Origin of the sequence: Azorhizobium oxalatiphilum, assembly GCF_014635325.1 — a bacterium.
GTDB lineage: Bacteria > Pseudomonadota > Alphaproteobacteria > Rhizobiales > Xanthobacteraceae > Azorhizobium > Azorhizobium oxalatiphilum.
In genome coordinates, this window is record NZ_BMCT01000005.1 from 121,043 (window position 1) to 140,261 (window position 19,219).

The following is a 19,219-nucleotide window of genomic DNA, read 5'->3' on the forward strand; positions in this document are numbered from 1 at the left end:
ACATGAGCGAGGAGGATATCGACGCCTCGAAGGCACCGCTGATCGAGCATCTGATCGAGCTGCGCTCGCGGCTGATCAAGTCGGTCATCGCCTTCCTGATCGCGTTCTTCCTGTGCTTCACGCTGGCCAAGCACATCTACAACATCCTGCTGTGGCCCTATGAGTTCGCCGCCGGCTTCTCCGGGGGCGTGAAGCTCATCTACACGGCGCCGCAGGAATTCCTGTTCACCCAGATCAAGCTCGGCATGTTCGGCGCGGCCTTCATCTCCTTCCCGGTGGTGGCGACGCAGGTCTACATGTTCGTGGCGCCGGGCCTCTACAAGCATGAGAAGCAGGCGTTCCTGCCCTATCTCATCGCGACCCCCATCTGCTTCTTCATCGGCGCGGCCTTCGTCTATTTCGTCGCCATGCCGCTGGCCATGACCTACTTCCTGAACATGCAGCAGACGGGCGGCAACGGGCAGGCGGAAATCTCGCTGCTGCCGCGCGTCTCCGAATATCTCTCGCTGATTACCACGCTGATCCTGGCCTTCGGCATCTGCTTCCAGCTGCCCGTCGTGCTCACCCTGCTTGGCCGCATCGGCGTCATCACCTCGGCGCAGCTGCGGCAGTTCCGCCGTTACGCCATCGTGGGCGTGTTCGTGCTGGCCGCCGTGCTCACCCCGCCGGACGTGGTGAGCCAGCTCTCCCTTGCGATCCCGACGCTGCTTCTCTACGAGATTTCCGTCTATCTGGTGCAAATCGTCGAGAAGCGCCGGGCAGCGGAAGAAGCGGCACGCGACGCCTCCTCATCCGCCTCCTGACCTCTCGCGGGGGGCACCTCCCCGAAAGGTAAGGGTCCGCCATCGGGCGGAGCCTTGAAGCGTCTGCGGCGGAGCCGGTTTCATGCATGACATCAAGTGGATTCGGGACGAGCCCGAGGGTCTGGTGCGCGCGCTGACGCGCCGCCAGATGCCCCATGGCGAGGCGGTGGTGCTGCGCGACCGGCTGCTCTCCCTCGACACCGCCCGCCGCGAGACGCTGACGAAGCTGGAAGGGCTGCTCGCCCGCCGCAACGCCGCCTCCAAGGAGATCGGCCAGGCCAAGGCGGCCAAGGACGAGACCCGCGCCGCCGCCCTCATGGAGGAAGTGGCGAAGCTCAAGGTGGACGTGCCGGAGCTGGAGCTGACCGCCAAGGCCACCGAGACCGAGCTGAACGCGGAACTGGCGGCCCTGCCCAACGCCCCGCTCGACACCGTGCCCGAGGGCAAGGACGAGCATGACAATATCGAACTGCGCGTGGTGGGCGCGAAGCGCACCTATGCCTTCACGCCGCAGCAGCATTTCGACGTGGGCGAGAAGCTCGGCCTGATGGACTTCGAGACGGCGGGCAAGCTTTCGGGCGCCCGCTTCGTGGTCAACAAGGGGCCGATGGCGCGCCTTGAGCGGGCGCTCGGCCAGTTCTTCCTCGACGTGCACACGGGCGAGCACGGCTATACGGAAGTGAACCCGCCGCTGCTGGTGCGCGACCCCACCATGTTCGGCACCGCTCAACTGCCGAAATTCTTCGACGACCAGTTCGCCGTCTATGCCGGCTCCGTGCAGGGGCCGATCGGCGCGCAGGAGGATCAGGACCGCCTGTGGCTGATCCCCACCGCCGAGGTGCCGCTCACCAATCTGGTGCGCGAGGCCATCCTCTCGGAGGAAGAACTGCCGCTGCGCCTCACCGCCTGCACCCCGTGCTTCCGCTCGGAAGCGGGCTCGGCCGGGCGCGACACGCGCGGCATGATCCGCCAGCACCAGTTCACCAAGGTGGAGCTGGTCTCCATTACCGCGCCGGAGAAGTCCGTCGAGGAGCACGAGCGCATGCTCGCCTGCGCCGAAGAGGTGCTGAAGCGGCTGGACCTGCAGTATCGCGTGGTCACGCTGTGCACCGGCGACATGGGCTTCGCCTCGCAGAAGACCTATGACATCGAGGTCTGGCTGCCGGGGCAGAATGCCTTCCGCGAGATTTCGTCCTGCTCGGTCTGCGGTGATTTCCAGGCGCGGCGCATGAACGCCCGCTATCGCCCGGTGGACAAGGACGGCGCGAAGTCGTCGCCGCGTTTCGTCCACACGCTGAACGGCTCGGGCGTTGCGGTCGGCCGCGCGCTGGTGGCGGTGCTGGAGACCTACCAGCAGGAGAATGGCGCGGTGGCCGTGCCGGACGTGCTGCTGCCCTACATGGGCGGCCTGAAGGTGATCGAAAAGGCGAAATGAGCCCGCGCCTTCGGGCGCCTCTCATCGCGGATACGGATACGGCGGGCTTTGGCCCGCCGTTTTCGTTTCAATCAGCAGGTGTCCTCACGCCCTCAGCACATGGACGCTGAACAGGCGGTCGCGGTCGGTCCACAGGGCCTCCGGCGTCCAGCCGGCGGAGCGCGCGAGCGCGGCGAAGCTGGCGGGCGTGTATTTGTAGCTCGACTCGGTGTGGAGGCTCTCGCCTGCCGCGAACGGAAAGGTCCGTCCGCCAAGGTGGATGGCCTGTGGCGACCGGCTCACCAGATGCATCTCGATGCGGCTCGACGGGGCGTTGAAGAAGGCCCGGTGCGCGAAGGCATCAGGGTCGAAATCCGTGCCCAGCTCGCGATTGGCGCGGGTCAGCAGATTGAGGTTGAAGCGCGCCGTCACGCCCGCCGCGTCATTATAGGCGGCGTTGAGCAGGCGGGGATCCTTCACCAGATCCACGCCCACGATCAGCCGCGATCCCGGCCCCAGCGTGTGCAGGGCATTGCCGAGAAAATCCCGCGCGGCGTCGGGGTCGAAATTGCCGATGGTGGAGCCGGGGAAGAAGCCGATGCGCGGCAGATCGCGCACATCCTGCGGCAGGTCGAAGGCCTGCGTGAAATCCGCCGCCACCGGCAGCACAGGAAGCCCCGGCACTTCGGCGCGCAGGGCCTGCGCCGCCTCTTCCAGGAAGTCCCCCGAAATGTCCACTGGCACATAGGCGGCCAGTTGCGGCATCTCTTCGAGCAGCAGGCGCACCTTGGCGCTGGAGCCTGAGCCGAATTCCACCAGCACGGCATCCTGCGGCACCAGCGCGCCGATCTCTCCCGCCCGTTCACGCAGGATCTGCATCTCGGTGCGGGTCGGATAATATTCGGGCAGCGCCGTGATGTCCTCGAACAGCGCCGAGCCGGCGGCGTCGTAAAAGTACTTCGGTGCGAGACGCTTGGGGCGGGAGGAAAGGCCGGCGGCGAGGTCGGATGCGAACGCGCTCCCGGTCGCGGGGGCCGGGATGGGACGGGCCGTATTGGGCATGTGTCTCTCCGTTCAGGCGGTCTCGTCCGCGAGGCGCACGCCTGAGAATTGCCAGCGCTGATGGGGATGGAAGAAGTTGCGGTAGGTGGGGCGCGTGTGGCCGTCCGGCGTCGCCAGCGAGGAGCCGCGCAGCACCATCTGGTTGACCATGAACTTGCCGTTGTATTCGCCCAGCGCGCCCGGCTCGGCCCGATAGCCCGGATAGGCGCCATAGGCGCTGCGGGTCCATTGCCAGACGATCCCGAAGGCATCGTCCATCAGCTGCTGCCCGGCGGCCACCTCGAACGCCTGCTCGGTGGGCAGGGAGCGCCCGGCGAAGCGGGCGAAGGCGTCGGCCTCGTAATAGCTGACGTGGCAGACGGGGGCTTCCGGCTCCACGATGCTCAGGCCGCCGAGGCCGAAGCTGTGCCAGACACCGTCCTTCAGCCGCCAGTAGAGCGGGGCATCCCAGCCGCCGGCCTCCACCGCCGCCCAGCCCTCGGAGAGCCAGAGCATCGGGTCCTGATAGCCGCCGGCCTCCATGAAGGCCATCCAGTCCGCATTGGTGACGAGCCCGCTGCCGATGCGCGTCTGCGGTAGCAGCACGCGATGGGCGGGGCCTTCATTGTCATAGGCGAAGCCCGTTCCGCCATGGCCGATGCGCTGGATGCCCTCGGGCATCTCGGTCACCTCCGACATGCCGCTCACCCGCCGCTTGCCGGGCATGCGCCATGTGGCGTCATAGGCCGGCAGCAGCGGATTGTGGGAGAGGGCATGCAGGATATCGGTGAGCATCAGCTCCTGATGCTGCTGCTCATGGTTGAGGCCGATCTCGATGAGCGGCTGGAGGGTCTCCAGCAGCGTGTCGTCGGCGTCGGCGATCAGCCCGGTCATGGCCGCATCGACAAAGGCGCGATAGTCGCCCACCTCGGCGACACTCGGGCGGGTGATCAGTCCGCGCTTCGGCCGCTCGTGGCGGGGGCCGGCGGCGACGTAATAGGAATTGAACAGGAAGCTGAAGCGGTCATCGAACGGCCGGTAGCCGGGCGCGTGCCCGGCGAGGATGAACTGCTCGAAGAACCACGTGGTGTGCGCCCGGTGCCACTTGATGGGGCTGGCATCCGCCATGGACTGGATGACCTGCTCCTCGTCCGACAGCGGCGCCGCGCGGCGCTCGGTCTCGGTGCGGACGGTGGCGAAGGCGGCGAGCAGGCGGGCGCGGGGATCGCGCCTGTCGGTGTCGCGGGGCAAGGGGGCTGGCGGGGCGGGCGGTGTGCTGCGGAGCGGGCTTGGCGCCATCTGGCGGTCCCTTCTCTTCTACCTGCGGGTGTCCTCCAATTAACGCCCTCTCCGCGTGGTTGTTCCTCCCCGCGCCGGGGCGCGGGCGGTCCTTCCCCCTCCCGAAAGGGAAGGGGGCACGGTGTCCGGCAAGGTCAGGAAAAGGGAGGCCGCGCCCCGCTCAGCGCGGGAAGGGCCAGTGGGGGTTCTCGCCCACCTGTCCGCGATGGCGCAGCAGATGGTCGGCCAGCACGCACCACATCATGGCCTCGCCCACCGGCACGGCGCGGATGCCCACGCAGGGATCGTGGCGGCCCTTGGTGATGAGGTCGGTCTCGGTGCCGAACTTGTCCACGGTCTGGCGCGGGGTGAGGATGGAGGAGGTGGGCTTCACCGCGAAGCGCGCCACCACCGGCGCGCCGGTGGAAATGCCGCCCAGAATGCCGCCCGCATGGTTGGCGAGGAAGGCCGGGCGGCCCTCATTGCCCATGCGCATCTCGTCCGCATTCTCTTCACCCGTGAGGCGGGCGGCGTTGAAGCCCTCGCCGATCTCCACGCCCTTCACCGCGTTGATGCCCATGAGGGCGGACGCCAGATCCCCGTCCAGCTTGCCGTAGAGCGGCGCGCCGAGGCCGGGCGGCACGCCCTCGGCCACAAGCTCGATCACCGCGCCCACGGAGGAGCCGCGCTTGCGGATGCCGTCCAGATAGTCGGTCCACACCGGCACCGTCTCCGGGTCCGGGCAGAAGAAGGGGTTGTTGGGAACCTCGTTCCAGTCCCAGCGCGACCGGTCGATCTCGATCTCGCCAATGCGCACCAGCGCGCCGCGCACGCTCACGCCCGGCAGCACCTTCGCCGCGATGGCGCCGGCGGCGACGCGGGTCGCGGTCTCGCGGGCGGAGGAGCGGCCGCCGCCGCGATGGTCGCGGATGCCGTACTTGATGTCATAGGTGAAGTCGGCATGGCCGGGCCGGTAGCTGCCGGCGATGTCGTTATAATCCTTGGAGCGCTGGTCCACATTCTCGATCAGCAGCGCGATGGGCGTGCCGGTGGAGACGAGGCCGCCCTCCGGATGTTCCAGCGTGCCGGAGAGGATGCGCACGGCGTCGGGCTCGCGGCGCTGGGTGGTGAAGCGCGAGGTGCCGGGGCGGCGGCGATCCAGCGCCTCCTGGATCTCTTCGAGCGTGAAGCGCAGGCCGGGCGGGCAGCCATCCACCACGCAGCCGATGGCCGGGCCATGGCTTTCCCCGAAGGTGGTGACGCGGAACAGGTGCCCGAACGAATTGAACGACATGGGGGTCAGTGTCTCCCTTCCCGCCGGGCGCGGGCGGCGGGGTTCGTGCTGTCTAATGCAGCTTGCCCGGCGCGGCAAACGTGCCGTGCCAACTCCTGCGTTGCGCAGCGGCACGACCCGCTGACGGGCTGTTCATCCAAAATACGGCCGGGCTGTGATATGGATGGGGGAATAGAAGGCACCACATCCCTCCCATGCCCATTCTCGAAATCGCGATTGTTCTTTTTCTCGTCCTGTTGAACGCCGTCCTCGCCGCCGCCGAGCTGTCCATCGTCTCGGCCCGCCCCGCACGGCTCCAGCCGCGGGCGGATGCGGGCAACAAGGGCGCGCAGGCGGCCCTCCTGCTCGGGCAGGAGCCGGGGCGCTTCCTCTCCGTCGTCCAGATCGGCATCACCCTCATCGGCATTCTGGCCGGCGCCTTTTCCGGCGCCAGCCTCGGCGCCTATCTGGCGGAGGTGCTCACCGGCGCCGGCCTGCCGAATTCGGTGGCCGATCCCTTGGGCTATACCGTTGCCGTGGGCGCCATCACCTATGTGTCGCTGATCATCGGCGAACTGATCCCCAAGCGCCTCGCGCTGCAAAATCCCGAGCGCCTTGCCTGCGTGCTGGCGCCGCTCATGATGACGCTGGCCCGCATCGCCAAGCCGGCGGTGTGGATGCTGGATGCCTCCACCCGCGCGGTGCTGAAGCTGCTGGGCGAGAAGGACAACCAGAAGGACAAGGTCACGGACGAGGAAATCCGCGCCATCATCACCGAGGCCGAGACGGCGGGCGTGATCGATGCGGCGGAGCGGCGGATGATCTCCGGCGTCATGCGCCTCGCCGACCGGCCGGTGACGGCCATCATGACCCCGCGCCTCGACGTGGAATGGGTGGATATCACCGCCGAGCCGGACGTGATCCGCAGGAAGCTGCTGGAGACGCCGCACAGCCGCCTGCCGGCCTGCGAGGGCTCGCCGGAGGAGACGGTGGGCGTGCTGCAGGCGAAAGTGCTGCTGGACGCCTATCTGCGCGGCGAGACGCCGGACCCGCGCACGCTCGTGCAGACCGTGCCCTTCGTGGTGGAGACGGTGGGCGCGCTGGAGGCCATGCGCATGCTGCGCGGCGCCGTGGTGCCGATGGGCATCGTGGTGGACGAGTATGGCGACATGGTCGGCGTGGTCACGGGCTACGATCTGCTGGCGGCCATCACCGGCTCCGGCGTCGATCATCAGGAAGGCGAAGCCACCGTCAGCCCTGACGGCGCGGCGGACGCGCCCCATGTGATCCAGCGGCAGGACGGCTCGTTCCTGATCTCCGGCGAAATGCCGGTGGACGAACTGCACGACGTGCTGGGCGTGGAGATCCCGGTGGACGGGCGCTTCCATACGGCGGCGGGCTTTGCTCTGGCGCAGCTCAAGGAGCTGCCGCAGGAGGGCGCGGTGTTCACCGCGCTCGGCTGGCGGTTCGAGATCGTCGACATGGACGGCCGCCGCATCGACAAGCTGCTGGTCTCCCGCCCCCCGGTGCTGCATCGCCTGAAGGCGGTGGGGGCGTAGAGGGGGCTTCCCGAAGTAATGCTCTCTCTCCCTTCAGCGCAACGCGCTCCCTCTCCCGCTTGCGGGGGAGGGCTGGGGAGGGGGCAGACCGGGCGGAACGGAAACAAGTTCGAGGGAGATCATGCCCAGCGGCGCACGTCCCCGCGCTGGCGCGCGGCCCCCTCCCAACCCTCCCCCGCACCGAAGTCGGATGTTTCCGAGTTCGGCACGTTGTTGCTGAAACCGGCATGAGCCGGTTTCAGGCGGGAGAGGGCTTTCCCGGCGCACCAGGCGGCGGCCGCTCTCAGCTCTTCAGCTGATACGCCCCGGCTTCCAGCACATAGATCGCCCCCTGACGGATCGGGATGGCGGCGGCTTCCTCGGCGGGCATGCCGGCGCGGGCGTGCAGCATGGAGCGGATGACGCCGCCATGCGTCACCACCACCGCATTGCCCGGAATCCGGTCCAGCGCCGCACCCGCGCGCACGGCGAGCTGCGCGTAGCTCTCGCCCTCCGGCGGCACGAAGCTCCAGGGATCCAGCTCGCGCTGCTTCACCAGTTCGGCGTCGCGGCGGCGCAGGTCGGGCCAGGTCATGCCTTCCCACTGGCCGAAGGACAGTTCCGCCAGCTGCGGGTCGTGGGAAAAATCCGACATGGGCAGATCGAGCGTGGTGCGCAGGATGCGCATGGTTTCCAGCGCCCGGCTCATGGGGCTCGACACATAAGTGAGGCCCGTCACGTCACCCGCCAACTGATGCAGTACATGGCCCACGCGGGCGGCCTGCGCGCGGCCGAGGCTGTTGAGCGGGATGTCGCGGCGGCCCTGCAGGCGGCCGGCGACGTTCCAGTCGGTCTCGCCATGGCGGACGAGGTAGAAGCGGCGGAGTGCGGTCATCGGGCGGGCAACGTCAGGTAATGGTCGTACCACTGGCCGAGCGGTGGGTAGGAGACGCGGATGTGCGCCTTGCCCGAACCCGTGCCGCGCACCACCACGCCCGGCAGGCGCTGGCCCTTGCAGACCAGATAGCCATAGTCCGTGCCCGTCACCACATAGGTGCCCGGCTGGATGGAGAGCTTCACCCCCGGCGAGGTGGAAACGACCGTGATGGTGGGCAGGCCGAGATCGGTGCACTGCTGGTTGGCGGTGCCGGCGGCGAACAGCACGCCGTCCGAACCGCCACCCGTGTAGTAGTTCACCACATAGGCGTCTGGGTCGTGGTCCATCTCGGAGGCGAGCGGATGGGCCAGCGGAATGGCGCAGGCGAGCGCCGCGAGCGCTGCCCCCCGGCTGGCGGCAAGGATGTGTCGGATCATGTTCCCCTCCCGGCCGTCTTGTGCAGGCGCGCCGCGAAAAACCTCACAGGCCGGCGGGCACCGGCACCACATGGTCATACCATGCGCCGAGGTGCGGATAGGTCACGCGCAGGGCGATGGTGCCGCCCTGCGGCGCACGGCCCACATAGCGCACCACGGCGCCGCTCACCGGCTGGCCGAGGCATTTGGTGGAGCCGGCGTCGGTACCGGCGGCCACGAACATGCCGGGCGTCACCACCACCTTGCCCCCGGCGGGCGCCGACAGGACGGTGATCTTCGGGCGCTCTTCGGCCTGACAGTTGAAATCCACGGTGCCGGTGGCGAAGACCGGCAGGCCGGCGCGGGCGCTGCCCTTCACCACGCCGCCGTTCAGCGACGGGCCGGAGGCGATCACGAAGCCGAGGCCGTATTCGGACGGCATGGAGTAATTGGGGAAGAAGGCGCCGCCGGAGCCGAACAGGCGATCACGCAGCGGATACTGCTCGGGCGTGGGCAGGCCCTCGGGCCAGGCGAGGGCCGGCAGGGCGGAACCGGCGAGGGCGGTGCCCGCGAGCACGAAAGCCGAAAGGGCGCAGCGCAGCGTCCGCTTCATCTCAACGTCTCCTCGATAACCGGGCGGCCGACGACAACACGCGGCCGGCGCACCCGCTTCTGAGACTCGCAAACGAGTCGGTCCCGTAAACGAGACCCCGGCAACCTTAAGCGAGAACGTTCGCGGGCGCACGACGGTTCATGCGCGCGGAGGAGGGGCTGGGAAGGGGGCCGAATGCCCCGGTCCTCAGTCGCGGACGAGGGCGAGATCCGGCGCGTCGGGATGCTTCATGCCGACGATGTGATAGCCGGCATCCACATGATGGATCTCGCCGGTGACGCCGCGCGACAGATCGGAGAGCAGATAGACGCCCGTATCGCCCACTTCGTCGGTGGTGACGGTGCGGCGCAGCGGCGAGTTAAGCTCGTTCCACTTCAGGATGTAGCGGAAATCGCCGATGCCGGAGGCGGCCAGCGTCTTGATGGGGCCGGCCGAGATGGCGTTGACGCGGATGTTCTTGGGGCCGAGGTCGGCGGCAAGATAGCGCACGCTGGCTTCCAGCGCGGCCTTGGCGACGCCCATCACGTTGTAATGGGGCATCCACTTCTCGGCGCCGTAATAGGTCAGCGTCACCATGGAGCCGCCGTCCGTCATCAGCTTCTCCGCGCGCTGGGCCAGCGCCGTGAAGGAGTAGCAGGAGATGAACATGCTCTTGGTGAAGTTGTCGGCCGTGGTGTCGACGTAGCGGCCGTCCAGCTCGTCCTTGTCGGAGAAGGCGATGCAATGGACGAGGAAGTCGATCTTGCCGAACAGCTTCTCGGTCTCGGCGAACACGGCGTCGATGGTGGCCGGATCAGTGACGTCGCAATGGCCGACGAGATGGCCGCCCAGTTCGGCGGCCAGCGGCTCGACGCGCTTCTTCAGGGCTTCGCCCTGGAAGGTGAGGGCGATCTCGGCGCCCTGCGCGACGGCGGCCTTGGCGATGCCGTAGGCGATGGAGCGATTGTTGGCGACGCCGAAGATCAGCCCGCGCTTGCCCTTGAGGAGACCGCTCGCGCTGTCCGTGATCGCCATTTGTCCTTACTCCATTGTCTCGTATGCGGCCCATATGAAGGGGCGGGGCATCCTATGGCACGCGCGTCGTGGGGGTTCAAGCGAAGCCGGCATCAGATCACCCTTGCGCCCCCAGCAACCGGCATGCTAGAGGCAGCGCCCTGGACGCAAGGCCAACCTTCGCTGGTTGGCCAACCGGGCTTTCGGGCCTGACCAGATGCGTTCATCGGTTCGGAGTGTAGCGCAGTCTGGTAGCGCACCACGTTCGGGACGTGGGGGTCGCAGGTTCAAATCCTGCCACTCCGACCAGCCTTCCTCCCTGCCAACCTTCTCCTGATTTTGTTTCCTGCAGCCCTCCTGCGGGCGGGTGGACTTTTCCTTCTGGAATCAATGCCGCAGAGAGCCCGTCATGGCCGGGCTTGTCCCGGCCATCCACGCCGAGCCGACAGTACAGACCTCTGAAGACCGATCCCAGCGGAACCGCGTGGATACCCGGGACAAGCCCGGGCATGACGGGTGCGCGAGCGGGTGTGCCGTGACAGGGGCGCGCGATTCGCGTGGGCAACAGGATCGAAGGGCCGCCAGAGGGCCAGGAGCATTTCTGGGGAGAGAAGGCATTTTTCCCCGCCGCCCCCATTCACCTTCAGCGCGAGCGGTGCTAATCGGGCCGCTCTGGCTTCGGAGTGTAGCGCAGTCTGGTAGCGCACCACGTTCGGGACGTGGGGGTCGCAGGTTCAAATCCTGCCACTCCGACCACTCCAGCCTTCTCCCCTATCCCTGTTTCAGAATCACACGGCGACATCGCTCGTCCGTCGCGCACGCGTGGCGTGGGCTGTCCGTGTGAGTCTCTGGCTTGCTTTGGAAACCGGCCCCCAAAACCGACTGCGCCCGCGCTTGAAGCGCGGGCGCGTCCCGTGTGCGGGCACAGGAACCCTCCGCGCGCGTCCGCACGCTTCGGGTCAGTCGGCCGCGGAGCTTACCTCCGCGGCGGTGCCGGGCTGGTCGATGCAAGGACGATCAGCCGGGCACCTAGCTCGTCAACTCACGCGGCGCGAACCGTCGCGAGGAATTGCTGCATCTGGCCTTCCAGCCGGCGGGCCTGCTCGGTGAGAGCGCCGGACGCGCTCAGCACCTCGGAGGCGGCCATGCCGGTTTCGTCGGCGGTGCGGGCCACGTCGGAGATGTGGCCGGTGACGGAGTTGGTGCCGGTGGCGGCCTGATCCACGTTGCGCACGATCTCGCGGGTGGCGACACCCTGCTGCTCCACGGCGGCGGAGATGGAGGATGCCACGTCGTTCATCTGCCGGATCTGCGCGCCGACCCCCTGGATCACCATCACGGCTTCCTTGGTGGTGGCCTGGATGGCGCCGATCTGGCTCTCGATCTCTTCGGTGGCCTTGGCGGTCTGGGTGGCCAGAGCCTTCACTTCGGAGGCGACCACCGCGAAGCCCTTGCCGGCATCGCCAGCACGCGCCGCCTCGATGGTGGCGTTGAGGGCCAGAAGATTGGTCTGCTCGGCGATGGTGGAGATGAGGCCCACCACATGGCCGATCTTACCGGCGGCATCGGCCAGATCCTGGATCACCGAGCCGGTCTTCTCGGCTTCCTGCACGGCGCTCACCGACATCTTGGCCGACTGCTGCACCTGACGGGCGATCTCATCCACGGAGGAGCCCAGCTCTTCCGCCGAGGAGGCGACCATCACCACGTTGGTGGAGGCTTCCTCCGCCGCCGCAGCGACGGCGGTGGACTGGCTGGAGGTCTTCTCGGCGGCGCTGGCCATGCGGCTCGCGGTGCTCTGGAGCTGCTGCGAGGAGGAGGCGACGGTGCCGATGATGCTGCCCACTTCGCGCTCGAAGTCGGAGGCCAGCTGCTGCATGGCGCGCCGACGCTCGGCTTCCGCTTCCGTGCGCTGACGGGCGGCGGCGGCCTCCATCTCGCGGTTGCGGGTCAGGCTCTCCTTGAACACCAGCAGGGCCTTCGCCATGGCGCCGATCTCGTCGCGGCGCTCGGCGCCGGGGATGTGGGCGTCGAGGTCGCCGGCGGCCACATCGGTCATGGCGGTGGTCAGCTGGGAGATGGGGCGGGTGACGCGGCGGATGACCACCAGCAGGCCGACGATGGTGAGGACGACGGCGAACACCAGCACGGCGCCATAGAGGAAGAGGTTGCGCAGGGCGGTCTTCTCATGCGCCGTGGCGGCGGTGACGCTGGCCTTGATGGCGCCCATGGCCACGTCGGAGAAGACGTTCTGCACCTGGCTGGCGGCACGCCAGTCGTTGAGCGGGATGCCGGCGGCCTTGCCGTTGCGCAGGTTGGCGAGCATGCCGTCGCGCTGGGTCTTGAAGGCGCCGCCGTAATAGGCGGTGTCGGCGGACTTGATCAGCGAGACCAGCGCCGCGGGGGTGTTGTCCGCCTCGGCCACCGCGAGCACGGGCTTCCATCCGGCGAGCGTGCGGCCGTCGAGATCCGTGACCTGGCGGTCTTCCTCCGGCTTGAAGGGGCGCTCGGCGCCCACCACGGAATTCAGCAGGCCGTTGACGCTGCCCACATAGGAGCGCACGTCCCAGGCCATGGTGCGGGCGAGGATGAACTGCGACAGCGTGGGATCGTTCTCCCGCATGCCGTCCTCGGCGGTGTCGAGGAAGCGCTCCATGGTGGCCATGAGGCGGCCGCCGTCGTCATTGATGCGCTTGGACAGGCCCGCCTCGCGCTGGGCGAGGGGCAGGGGGAGGTTGCGGTCGGCGGCCTCGCGCTGCTTGTCCATATTGGCGAACTGGCTGCGCAGATCCTTGCCCAGCGCCGAGAGCTTGGGGTCGGTCTCGTCTTCCAGCTTGGCGAAGGCGGCGGTCATGGCGGTGGTGGCGATCTTGCGCCGCTCCGCCATCTGGTCGCGCTGGGCCGCGGCATAGCCGCCGTCCACGTTCAGCAGGGCCACCATGGAGCCGCGCTCCAGCCGGAACACGGAGAGCGCTTCCAGCACGTCCATCTCCACCGCCGCGAAGGCATTCGCCCGGCGCGCGCCGTCATAGGCCTGCTTGGCCGCATGGAGCGACAGCGCGCACATCACGATGATGACGCCGCTCATGAGGCAGAAAAGGGAGATAAGCGCGGACCGGATGGTGATGACCATGACACACCCACTGAGTGCAATGTGGGTGGACGCTTACATCCGTAGCTTGCGTTGGACTTGCATAGTCGGCGGTATAATTCTCCCGCACCGCAACGCGGGTTGTGGCTGAAAACGCGGAAAAACAAGGATTGCGAAGGGTTTCCCGTGTCTTTGCGGAAGATCGGCGCTGACGCATCCGTGAAGATGCGGCCAACTTTCGACAGGGAGGAACTGTGCCGTGGCGGCGGCCGTTTATCCCGAAACGGCCAACACAGGAGAAGCCGCATGTCCGACGCCGACCTCCAGCGCCTGAAGGCTGACGCCTCGGGCAACACCGGCCTTGCCGAAGTGCTGATGGAAGCCCTTCCGGGTTTCGCCGCGCCCGAAGACGCGGTGAATTTCCTCGAAACGCGCGGGTTCCACATTTCCACCCGCGAGCTGACCGCCGCCGCCGCCGAGGAGGCGCGTCAGGATACGCGCATCGGCAAGGATGAGGGCGCCTATGGCGCGCTGCTGCGCTTCATGTCGGAGCGGTGAGGGCACCCTCTCAGAGGATGGTGCCCTTCAGGAACAGGTAGGCGACGCTGAAATAGATGACGAGACCCGTCACATCCACCAGCGTCGCCACGAAGGGCGCGGAGGCGCTCGCCGGGTCGAAGCCCACCCGCTTCAGGATGAAGGGCAGCATGGAGCCGGCCAGCGAGCCGAAGGTCACGATGCCCACCAGCGCCGCCGCGATGGTCACGGCCAGCAACTGCCAGTGCGGGCCATAGTCGAACAGGCCCAGCCCCTGCCAGAGCATGATGCGCACCATGCCGAGCACGCCGAGGATGGCGCCCAGCATCATGCCGGTGGGAATCTCGCGCACCGCCACCCGGAACCAGTCCTTCAGCCGCACCTGATGCAGCGCCAGCGCGCGGATGATCAGGGAGGTGGCCTGCGAGCCGGAATTGCCGCCCGAGCTCATGACGAGGGGCACGAACAGGGCCAGCACGATCGCCTTTTCCAGCTCGTCGGAGAAGGCCTGCATGGCGCTCGCCGTGAACATCTCCGAGATGAACAGGATGCACAGCCAGCCGGCGCGCTTCTTGATCATCTCCGCGAAGGTGATCTGCATGTAGGGCTCGTCGATGGCCTCCATGCCGCCCATGCGCTGCACGTCCTCGGTCTGGTCCTCGATCATGGCGTCGATGACGTCGTCGAAGGTGCAGATGCCGATGAGGTGGCCGGTTGAATCCACCACCGGAATGGCCAGCAGATCGTATTTGGCGATCAGGCGCGCCACGTCCTCGCTGGAGGCCAGCGGCGTTGTGGTGATGGGCGCATAGGGCTGCGCCACGGAGGTGATCGGCGCGTCCGGCGCACCCGAGATCAGCCGCCGCAGGGTGACGGTGGACTGCAGGCGCTTCGTCACCGGGTCCAGCACATAGATGGCGTAGATGGTCTCGCGGGTGCGCTCCACGGCGCGCACATGCTCCAGCGTCCGCTCCACCGTCCAGTTGGCCGGCACGGTGACGAACTCCGTGGTCATCAGGCTGCCGGCGGTGTCTTCCGGATAGGTCAGCAGATGGGTGATGGCGGCGCGCGTTTCGGGGCTGAGTCGGGCTTCGAGGGCCGTGCGGGTATCCGCATTCACCCAGCGCAGCATGTCGGCGGCGCGGTCGGCGGACATGCCTTCCAGCAGCGCCACCGCCTTGTCGGCGGGCACCTGCTCCAGCACTTCGGACGCCCATTCGAAGGTGGGCAGGTCGAGCACGTCCACCGCCCATTCCAGCGGCAGGCGCTCGACGAATTCGGCCGATTCCTTCGGCCCCTTACCGTTCAGATATTCGACCGTATCGGCCACGTGGGCGCGGCTGATGCGCGGCTGAGCCGCCGGAAAGCTGATGATCTCGGACATCTGGGGCTCTCCCCCGCGCGGTGCTGCTGGATGACGCCGCGATCAGGTACCGGAGGATGCCGCTCCGGCGAGCCCGTGGAGCGCCGAGGCGGCATTAAGCTCAAAGTGGCGCGCCTGACAATAGCACCATTTTCGGAAGCCTGGCCGTGACCATGGGGCACGCTGCTTTCGCCCGCAGCGATGAGCCGCGAATTTTACACAGCCTGATGGGGCCGACCTGAGCTTTGCGGGGAACGCGAGCGGGCGCGCAGCGTTGTCATTTACGAAAAACCAAAAGGAGGACCAGCCATGCGTGGCTTTGTGCTTTGGCTTCTCGGTGTGCCGTTCTCGGTAATCGTCCTGCTTTACTTGTTCAACGTGCTCTGACGCCCGTTCGCAGGGCATCTTGGCTCACGCCGGCCCCTGCCGTCCGAACAGGCGGCGGAAGCCGGCGCGCAGCCGCATCTCCATCAGAAGCGCCATCGCGCGCGCCGTTTCCATCTTGAGCTGGCCCGGTTCAAGAGGGCGCGGCATGAGAAGGGGGCTCAAGCCCTCCAGCGTCGCCCAGATCTGCGGAAAGCCCGGCATGGCCGCCAGCTTGAACGCATCCACGGGTGACAGCTTCAGCGGCCCGGTCCAGTTGGTGACGTTCCATAGCTGGCCGCCCGCATGGGCCTTGCGCAGCGTACGGCGCAGGCGGGCCCGGCGCACCACCTGTCCCACCGGCTCCAGATCCATCACCCCATAGAGGGACTTGCCCTCGTTCCAGGCGCGGAAGCCGGCGCCGATGCCGTCCGTTCCCTGCCAGGACGCCTTCACCAGCACGTCGGGATCCTGCCGCACGATGCTGCCCGCGCGGCGCAGGGATGTGACCAGCCCCCGGCCGGAGCCGGCCGGCAACGTGGGCACACCGCCGGCGGCCACATAGGCATCCACCACCACGGCCAGACTGGCGCAGGACGCCTCGCGATGGGTCGGCCAGGGATTGTCCGCGACCGTATCGATGCGATGGTCGATCTCGGCGATGAGGCGGGCATAACGCTGGGCGAGCTGGTAGCGCGTCCAGAGCGCGGGCGGGATGGACTGCGTATCGTCCATCTCCACGCGCCCGGCGACGGCATCCGCGCCCATGCCGATGGTGGCGAGATTGGCGGCCACCCAGTTGGGGGCGGGCCGTGCGTCGGCCTCGGTGGTCAGGATGATGCCCTTGGGCATGCCGGAGGTCACGTAGAGGGAGGCGGCGGCATCCATCACATGGCGGCGTGCCCATGCGGCGCCGTCGCGCTCGGGCGGCAGCTCGATGGACAGGATGCGCAGGGGCAGGGGGAGCGTCTCGCCGGCCTTGATGGCCACCTGCTCGGTGCGATCGGTGCAGCCGTGCAGCAGCAGGATGGTGGCGAAGTCCGGCGCGTCGCGCTGGGCGCACAGGGCGTTGAGGCAGTCCATCAGGCGGGCTTCCTCGTTGCGCACGGGGATGGCCACGATCGCCCGCGGTGCGGTCAGCACCCGGCGCGATGGCGCAACCACGCGAAACGACAACGGGCCGTCTGTCATCTGCTGCCTGTCCCGGGGACCATGCCCCGGCCCTCCGCCTCGCTGCATCCTAGCCGTATCTCGTCATGCCGACTTGATCCTTTTAAGCGAAATCGGATCGGCGCGGGCCTCTGTCAAGCCTTCGGGCCGCCTGCGCAACCAGAAGGCGCAGGGATTGGGCACCCGATTCCCTCCGCAATGCCACCCACGCGGGCGGCTGCTCGCGCGGAAGGCATGCTTTTCTGCCTAACCACCCTTGGTCGCGCGGGGCTTGCGCCAAAACATGCCTATGATTCAGGCAATTGTTCAGAATGATGGCGATTTTGGCAGAGGTGCATGCCGCCGGATGGGGCGAGGGTGCGTATTTTCGGGCGGCCGGGGGCTGGCACGCTGCTTGCTCTACTCGCTCTGGTTGGCACCGCGCCAGCCATACAGAAGGGGAGAGAGCGCATGTTTGGTTTGCTGGGAAAAGCGACCAAAAGCCTGGGGGTACTGGCGGCGGCGGCCGCGCTGGCGGGGACGGTGAGCACCGCTTCCGCGCAGGAGACGATCAAGGTGGGCGTGCTGCATTCGCTCTCCGGCACCATGGCGATCAGCGAGACCACGCTGAAGGACGCCGTGCTGATGATGATCGAGGAGCAGAACAAGAAGGGCGGCGTGCTCGGCAAGAAGCTGGAAGCCGTCGTCGTCGATCCGGCCTCCAACTGGCCGCTGTTCGCCGAGAAGGCGCGCGAGCTGATCACCAAGGACAAGGTCTCCGTGGTGTTCGGCTGCTGGACCTCGGTGAGCCGCAAGTCCGTGCTCCCGGTGTTCAAGGAGCTGAACTCGATCCTGTTCTACCCCGTCCAGTATGAGGGCGAGGAGAGCGAGCGGAACGTCTTCTACACCGGCGCCGCGCCGAACCAGCAGGCGATCCCGGCGGTGGACTACCTCGCCAAGGAAGAGAAGGTGCAGCGCTGGGTGCTGGAAGGCACCGACTACGTTTATCCGCGCACCACCAACAAGATCCTGCGTGCCTACCTGATCGCCAAGGGCGTGAAGGAAGAGGACATCATGGAGAACTACACGCCGTTCGGCTTCGCCGACTGGCAGACGGAAGTGGCCAAGATCAAGCAGTTCGGCTCCGCCGGCAAGAAGACCGCCGTGGTCTCCACCATCAACGGTGACGCCAACGTGCCCTTCTACAAGGAACTGGGCAACCAGGGCATCAAGGCCACCGACATTCCGGTCGTCGCCTTCTCCGTGGGCGAGGAAGAGCTGGCCGGCATCGATACGAAGCCCCTCGTCGGCCATCTGGCCGCGTGGAACTACTTCGAGTCGATCAAGACCCCCGAGAACGAGGCCTTCATCAAGGCGTGGCAGGCGTTCACCAAGAACCCGAAGCGCGTGACCAACGATCCCATGGAGGCCACCTATATCGGCTTCAACATGTGGGTGAAGGCGGTGGAGAAGGCCGGCACGGTGGATCCGGACAAGGTGATCGCCACCCTGCCGGGCACCAAGCAGGCCAACCTCACGGGCGGCGTCTCTGAGATGCTGCCGAACCACCACATCACCAAGCCCGTCTTCATCGGCGAGATCGAGGACAACGGCCAGTTCAACGTGGTGTGGAAGACCGAAGGTCTGGTGCCGGGCGAAGCCTGGTCGAAGTTCCTGGAAGGCTCCAAGAACCTCGTTGCCGATTGGGTGAAGTACAATTGCGGCAACTACGACACCACCAAGAACGCCTGCCTCGGCGCGACGAAGTGAGTGTCTGCGTACGCCTGAGCGTCTGATCAGGGCGGGGCGTCTCGGCCGGATTTGGCCGGGCAGCGCCGCCGGGTGCGAAATGCCCTCTCCCGCCCGAAACCGGCTCATGCCGGTTTCGGGGACAAGGTGCCGAAACCGGAAACATCCGGCTTGGGGGCTGAGGAGGGGGGAGGGGGTAATGCCCTCTCCGCTGGGCGCGCGGCGAAGCCCTCTCCCGCTTGCGGGGGAGGGTTGGGAGGGGGACCGCGCGCAGCGCGGTGGGGCGGCTTCGGTTGACTTGACCGCTGTGGCTCTTTTCCTTCCCGCATCCCGCCCGGTCCTGCCCCCTGCCTATCCCTCCCCCGCAAGCGGGAGAGGGGACCTGTCAGGCGAGCGGGGAGGGGGTTCTTGGTCGGGATGCCGCGAAACAGGGGGACATTCGCCTCCCTCGAACCCGTCATGGCCGGGCTTGTCCCGGCCATCCACGCCCCGCGGCCAGGTGCGTCCCTGTGGCCGCGAACGGCGCGGGCCGGTCTCCATCATTCCGTCGGCTGTCGGCACGGCGTGGATGCCCGGGACAAGCCCGGGCATGACGGTCGCGAAACACCAGGCCGCCCATGACGAACGGAGAGGGCGGAAGCTGGCAGCCGTACAGTGCCTGCGCCCTCCCATCCTCCCCCTACGGGTGAGGGAAAACGCGTAACGCATGCGCCTGAGCAAC

The 19,219-nt window shown here is 67.5% G+C and carries 15 protein-coding genes and 2 tRNA genes; 7 read left to right on the forward strand and 10 right to left on the reverse strand.

Annotation, left to right across the window (positions count from 1 at the left end):
* The first annotated feature begins 2 nt into the window (after nucleotides 1–2).
* Both tatC and serS read left to right on the forward strand, forming a co-directional pair.
* Nucleotides 3–803: a twin-arginine translocase subunit TatC gene (gene tatC, locus IEW24_RS17235; RefSeq protein ID WP_188580882.1), complete on the forward strand. Its 801-nt coding sequence runs from the start codon at nucleotides 3–5 to the stop codon at nucleotides 801–803.
* A gap of 82 nt (nucleotides 804–885) precedes the next feature.
* Nucleotides 886–2,238 (forward strand): serine--tRNA ligase, encoded by a 1,353-nt coding sequence (gene serS / locus IEW24_RS17240; RefSeq protein WP_188580884.1) that lies wholly within the window; start codon nucleotides 886–888, stop codon nucleotides 2,236–2,238.
* An 84-nt stretch (nucleotides 2,239–2,322) separates the two neighbouring features.
* Here the strand turns inward: serS and egtD are convergent, their stop codons facing one another.
* From egtD to aroC, 3 genes are all read right to left on the reverse strand, one after another.
* The gene (gene egtD, locus IEW24_RS17245; protein ID WP_188580886.1) at nucleotides 2,323–3,279 is read right to left on the reverse strand and encodes an L-histidine N(alpha)-methyltransferase; all 957 of its coding nucleotides are present in this window, start codon (nucleotides 3,277–3,279) and stop codon (nucleotides 2,323–2,325) included.
* 12 nt (nucleotides 3,280–3,291) lie between these two features.
* Complete coding sequence (egtB, locus tag IEW24_RS17250; protein WP_188580888.1) at nucleotides 3,292–4,557, reverse strand: ergothioneine biosynthesis protein EgtB; 1,266 nt, start codon at nucleotides 4,555–4,557, stop codon at nucleotides 3,292–3,294.
* A gap of 160 nt (nucleotides 4,558–4,717) precedes the next feature.
* Nucleotides 4,718–5,830, reverse strand: a complete 1,113-nt coding sequence (gene aroC, locus IEW24_RS17255) for a chorismate synthase (RefSeq protein ID WP_188580890.1) — start codon at nucleotides 5,828–5,830, stop codon at nucleotides 4,718–4,720.
* 194 nt (nucleotides 5,831–6,024) lie between these two features.
* Here aroC and IEW24_RS17260 point away from each other — a divergent pair, with 194 nt between their 5' ends.
* Complete coding sequence (locus IEW24_RS17260) at nucleotides 6,025–7,368, forward strand: hemolysin family protein (protein WP_188580892.1); 1,344 nt, start codon at nucleotides 6,025–6,027, stop codon at nucleotides 7,366–7,368.
* 283 nt (nucleotides 7,369–7,651) lie between these two features.
* On the opposite strand, the gene IEW24_RS17265 is transcribed toward IEW24_RS17260, so the two are convergent.
* From IEW24_RS17265 to fabI, 4 genes are all read right to left on the reverse strand, one after another.
* Nucleotides 7,652–8,242 (reverse strand): histidine phosphatase family protein, encoded by a 591-nt coding sequence (locus IEW24_RS17265; protein WP_188580894.1) that lies wholly within the window; start codon nucleotides 8,240–8,242, stop codon nucleotides 7,652–7,654.
* The gene (locus IEW24_RS17270) at nucleotides 8,239–8,661 is read right to left on the reverse strand and encodes a hypothetical protein (protein ID WP_188580896.1); all 423 of its coding nucleotides are present in this window, start codon (nucleotides 8,659–8,661) and stop codon (nucleotides 8,239–8,241) included. The genes IEW24_RS17265 and IEW24_RS17270 overlap by 4 nt, the downstream gene beginning before the upstream one ends.
* Before the next feature lie 43 nt (nucleotides 8,662–8,704).
* Nucleotides 8,705–9,253: a hypothetical protein gene (locus IEW24_RS17275; protein WP_188580898.1), complete on the reverse strand. Its 549-nt coding sequence runs from the start codon at nucleotides 9,251–9,253 to the stop codon at nucleotides 8,705–8,707.
* Between the two features lie 186 nt (nucleotides 9,254–9,439).
* A complete protein-coding gene (gene fabI / locus IEW24_RS17280; RefSeq protein ID WP_188580900.1) occupies nucleotides 9,440–10,267 on the reverse strand; it encodes an enoyl-ACP reductase FabI in 828 nt (275 codons plus the stop codon).
* 211 nt (nucleotides 10,268–10,478) lie between these two features.
* On the opposite strand from fabI, the gene IEW24_RS17285 reads away from it, so the two are divergent.
* Both IEW24_RS17285 and IEW24_RS17290 read left to right on the forward strand, forming a co-directional pair.
* A tRNA-Pro gene (locus tag IEW24_RS17285) sits at nucleotides 10,479–10,555 on the forward strand.
* A gap of 370 nt (nucleotides 10,556–10,925) precedes the next feature.
* Nucleotides 10,926–11,002 (forward strand) — tRNA-Pro (locus IEW24_RS17290).
* Nucleotides 11,003–11,288: 286 nt separating this feature from the next.
* On the opposite strand, the gene IEW24_RS17295 is transcribed toward IEW24_RS17290, so the two are convergent.
* Entirely contained in the window at nucleotides 11,289–13,379 is a 2,091-nt protein-coding gene (locus tag IEW24_RS17295) for a methyl-accepting chemotaxis protein (RefSeq protein ID WP_188580902.1), read from the reverse strand.
* Nucleotides 13,380–13,643: 264 nt separating this feature from the next.
* Between IEW24_RS17295 and IEW24_RS17300 the strand changes: the two genes are divergently transcribed.
* A complete protein-coding gene (locus tag IEW24_RS17300) occupies nucleotides 13,644–13,895 on the forward strand; it encodes a hypothetical protein (RefSeq protein WP_188580904.1) in 252 nt (83 codons plus the stop codon).
* A 10-nt stretch (nucleotides 13,896–13,905) separates the two neighbouring features.
* Here the strand turns inward: IEW24_RS17300 and mgtE are convergent, their stop codons facing one another.
* Entirely contained in the window at nucleotides 13,906–15,258 is a 1,353-nt protein-coding gene (gene mgtE / locus IEW24_RS17305) for a magnesium transporter (protein ID WP_188580906.1), read from the reverse strand.
* A gap of 390 nt (nucleotides 15,259–15,648) precedes the next feature.
* Nucleotides 15,649–16,791, reverse strand: a complete 1,143-nt coding sequence (locus IEW24_RS17310) for a glycosyltransferase family 2 protein (RefSeq protein ID WP_188580908.1) — start codon at nucleotides 16,789–16,791, stop codon at nucleotides 15,649–15,651.
* Between the two features lie 429 nt (nucleotides 16,792–17,220).
* On the opposite strand from IEW24_RS17310, the gene urtA reads away from it, so the two are divergent.
* A complete protein-coding gene (gene urtA, locus IEW24_RS17315; RefSeq protein WP_188580910.1) occupies nucleotides 17,221–18,519 on the forward strand; it encodes an urea ABC transporter substrate-binding protein in 1,299 nt (432 codons plus the stop codon).
* Nucleotides 18,520–19,219 lie beyond the last annotated feature (700 nt).

Excerpts from the sequence above, each read along its gene's own strand:
- IEW24_RS17310 (WP_188580908.1), bottom strand. The coding sequence starts at position 16,791 with ATGACAGACGGCCCGTTGTCGTTTCGCGTGGTTGCGCCATCGCGCCGG.
- serS (WP_188580884.1), top strand. The coding sequence starts at position 886 with ATGCATGACATCAAGTGGATTCGGGACGAGCCCGAGGGTCTGGTGCGC.
- IEW24_RS17300 (WP_188580904.1), top strand. The coding sequence starts at position 13,644 with ATGTCCGACGCCGACCTCCAGCGCCTGAAGGCTGACGCCTCGGGCAAC.
- IEW24_RS17265 (WP_188580894.1), bottom strand. The coding sequence starts at position 8,242 with ATGACCGCACTCCGCCGCTTCTACCTCGTCCGCCATGGCGAGACCGAC.
- IEW24_RS17295 (WP_188580902.1), bottom strand. The coding sequence starts at position 13,379 with ATGGTCATCACCATCCGGTCCGCGCTTATCTCCCTTTTCTGCCTCATG.
- fabI (WP_188580900.1), bottom strand. The coding sequence starts at position 10,267 with ATGGCGATCACGGACAGCGCGAGCGGTCTCCTCAAGGGCAAGCGCGGG.
- tatC (WP_188580882.1), top strand. The coding sequence starts at position 3 with ATGAGCGAGGAGGATATCGACGCCTCGAAGGCACCGCTGATCGAGCAT.
- egtB (WP_188580888.1), bottom strand. The coding sequence starts at position 4,557 with ATGGCGCCAAGCCCGCTCCGCAGCACACCGCCCGCCCCGCCAGCCCCC.
- aroC (WP_188580890.1), bottom strand. The coding sequence starts at position 5,830 with ATGTCGTTCAATTCGTTCGGGCACCTGTTCCGCGTCACCACCTTCGGG.
- egtD (WP_188580886.1), bottom strand. The coding sequence starts at position 3,279 with ATGCCCAATACGGCCCGTCCCATCCCGGCCCCCGCGACCGGGAGCGCG.
- urtA (WP_188580910.1), top strand. The coding sequence starts at position 17,221 with ATGTTTGGTTTGCTGGGAAAAGCGACCAAAAGCCTGGGGGTACTGGCG.
- mgtE (WP_188580906.1), bottom strand. The coding sequence starts at position 15,258 with ATGTCCGAGATCATCAGCTTTCCGGCGGCTCAGCCGCGCATCAGCCGC.
- IEW24_RS17275 (WP_188580898.1), bottom strand. The coding sequence starts at position 9,253 with ATGAAGCGGACGCTGCGCTGCGCCCTTTCGGCTTTCGTGCTCGCGGGC.
- IEW24_RS17270 (WP_188580896.1), bottom strand. The coding sequence starts at position 8,661 with ATGATCCGACACATCCTTGCCGCCAGCCGGGGGGCAGCGCTCGCGGCG.
- IEW24_RS17260 (WP_188580892.1), top strand. The coding sequence starts at position 6,025 with ATGCCCATTCTCGAAATCGCGATTGTTCTTTTTCTCGTCCTGTTGAAC.